Origin of the sequence: Nocardiopsis sp. RV163, from assembly GCF_001029525.1 — a bacterium.
Lineage (GTDB): Bacteria > Actinomycetota > Actinomycetes > Streptosporangiales > Streptosporangiaceae > Nocardiopsis > Nocardiopsis dassonvillei.
This window is the reverse complement of sequence record NZ_LEKI01000246.1, coordinates 5,470-8,040: the sequence shown is the minus strand read 5'-3', so window position 1 is coordinate 8,040 and position 2,571 is coordinate 5,470. Positions and strand designations below refer to the sequence as shown.

Sequence of the window (2,571 nt, the reverse complement as noted above, 5' to 3'; positions counted from 1 at the left end):
GCCCCCGGCCCTCCCTGCCCTGCGCTCCTCGCGCCGCTGACTGCGCAGCTCACGGCGCGCGCGTTTGCGCTCCGCGCGCCCGACGGCCCGGGCCGGGCGGTCCTCGTCCGGTTCCTCGTCCTCGGGGGCCTCCAGCGAGGCGTCTTCCTCTTCCTCGGGGTCAGGCCGCACCTCCTCCTCGCGGCGGCGCAGCGGCGTGACCGTGGCCAGGCCCTCACCGACCGGCACATCCGGGGGCAACTCCACCTCCGGACGCTCCCATGACCCCTCCTCGGCGGAGCGTGCCGCCTCCTTGGCCGGGCGCTCCAGATCCGTGGCGGGCAGAGCGCCGTCCTTGGCGGGACGAGCCGTGTCCTTCGCGGCGGGAGCCCCCTCCCCCTCGGAGGACGCCGTGTCCTGCTTCACGGGGCGCAGCCCACGCCAGACCGCCCACCGCGAGGCCCTGCGCGCCGGACGCTCCCCCCGCGTGTACCACCAGTTCGCCACCCACGCCACGACGGCGGCGGCCACGCCCACCTCCAAGGCGGCCACCAAGCCCACCTGCCACGCCGACGGCCCGACCTCGCTCAGCCTCTCGTCGCCGAGCGGCCCACCGGCCGTCGCGGCCAACGCCGCGCACAGCAGCCCCGTGGTCACACCGCACACGAAACCCCACAGCGGAGCGGCCTCGCTGACCACGTCCGGGGCGCTGCGCTGGGTCAGGACACCGCCCACAGCCCCCGCCACGAACGGAACCGCCAACGCCAGCAGCGAGGCCACCGGCGCGGCCCCGTTCGACGGCAGCGCGGCCAGCATCGGCAGCATCGGCAGGGCGCCCACCGACACCCCTGTGGGCGCGACGACGGTCCCCGCGCCCACCGCGAACCCCGGGCCCAACGCGTAGCAGAGCGCGAACACCACCGCGTTGGGCAGGTACGCCAACTGGACCACGATCAGCAGCGCACCCCCCACCAGACCGGGGCCGAGCGCCCGGGTCGCCTCGACGACCTCGGGCAGGCTCATCGCCAGCGCCACCAGGAACAGCAGCAGCCCGCCCAGCAGCAGCGTTCCCGTGGAGGCGAGCATCCCCACCAGCAGGGAGCGCGGCCGGGCGGGCATCAGCCGCAGCAGGTCCCGGGCGGGCACCTCCTTGTCGCGCATCAACTGACGCAGCACCCCCAGCCCTCCGGCCAGGAACGCGGTCACGAACCCCGTCACCAGCGCGCGCGGCATACTCGGCTCGACCGCCTCGGTCCGCGCAAGCAGGGCCAGGGTGCCCGCGATCGCCGCGTACGGCCCGGCAATCGCCAGCGCCGCCCGGTACACGTACCGCAGACGTGGGATGTCGCAGGAACGCGCCAGCCACCGTCCCGACCGGTACAACAACAGCCCCGGCAACAACACCAGACCCAACGGCAACAGGGCGATCTGGCCGTCGGGCACCGAGAACGACACGTGGTGGCCCACCAGCCAGGCCAGCACCGCACCCTGGAGGATGTCGACGATGTCCTCGCCGAAGGTGTCGTGCGGCGCGGCCACCCAACCGATGATGGTGAGGGTGACGATCACGGCCAACCCCAGCGCCGCGGCGGTGGCCGCGGCGACCCCGCCGGTCGCGTAGACGGGCCGGGGTGCGACGGCCGCGTCGGGCTCCGCCGCGCCGCTGGACCGCGTGCGCTGGGAGGGGCGGCCGCGGTCGGGGGGAGATCCTGACGTACTCACCCGACTTATGCTGCCAGGGACCGGAATGCTCCGTGGTATCCCGGCCGCGCGTGTCGTGCCCGCGAGGACGGAACCGGATCCGCGGTCGGGCCGTCCTAACCTGGGAACAAGGCTCTCCCAGCCCGAACGGATCGGTCCCGCATGGCAGGCTCCGCACACCCGCGCCCCTACCGCCTCTCCGACGCCGAACGCGACGGCGCCCTGACCAGACTGCGCACCGCCTTCGAAGAGGGGCGTCTGGACATCGACGAGCACCAGGAGCGCGCCTCCCTGGCGATGCGCGCCGTCACCTCCTCCGACCTGACCCCCCTCTTCGACGACCTGCCGGCGACGGACACGCGCGCCCCCGGCGCGGGGCACGGGAGCGCGCCGGTTCTGGAGCCGCGCCTGGGGAACGGGGAGACCGCACCGGCCTGCGCTGACAGCGGGGGCCGCTCCGCGCCCTGGTGGGGCGTGCTGCCCTGGGTCGGCTTCGTCTTCCTGTTCTGGGGGCTGCCCGCCGTCCTGGACGGAAGCCGCGAGGCCCTCGTCGGCTGGGGTGTCTTACTCGCCGTGATGATCGTCCCCCACGTCGTCGTGGGCGTGGCCAAGCACTTCCGCCGCCCCGCCTGACGTCCGGCGGGCACTGGGGCGCACACGACAACGGCTCCGCCTCACCGCTGAGCGGCGGGGCGGAGCCGTTGTAGGTACCGGAACGCGTCAGAACAGCGCGCGCACCAGCTGAGCGGTCTCGCTCGGAGTCTTGCCGACCTTGACGCCGACGGCCTCCAAAGCTTCCTTCTTGGCCGCGGCCGTGCCCGAGGAACCCGACACGATCGCGCCCGCGTGCCCCATCGTCTTGCCCTCCGGAGCGGTGAAGCCCGCCACGTA

Annotated in this window: 2 protein-coding genes and 1 pseudogene; 1 reads left to right on the top strand and 2 read right to left on the bottom strand. The window is 74.2% G+C overall.

Features of this window, described 5'->3' with window-relative positions:
* A partial coding sequence (locus tag ABD54_RS25235; RefSeq protein WP_047872045.1) for a DUF6350 family protein occupies positions 1 to 1,701 on the bottom strand: 1,701 nt, incomplete at its 3' end.
* Between the two features lie 141 nt (positions 1,702 to 1,842).
* On the opposite strand from ABD54_RS25235, the gene ABD54_RS25230 reads away from it, so the two are divergent.
* Entirely contained in the window at positions 1,843 to 2,313 is a 471-nt protein-coding gene (locus ABD54_RS25230; protein ID WP_047872044.1) for a DUF1707 domain-containing protein, read from the top strand.
* A gap of 87 nt (positions 2,314 to 2,400) precedes the next feature.
* Here ABD54_RS25230 and ABD54_RS25225 read toward each other — a convergent pair.
* Positions 2,401 to 2,571 (bottom strand): annotated as a pseudogene (locus ABD54_RS25225) (succinate--CoA ligase subunit alpha); the annotation flags it as partial.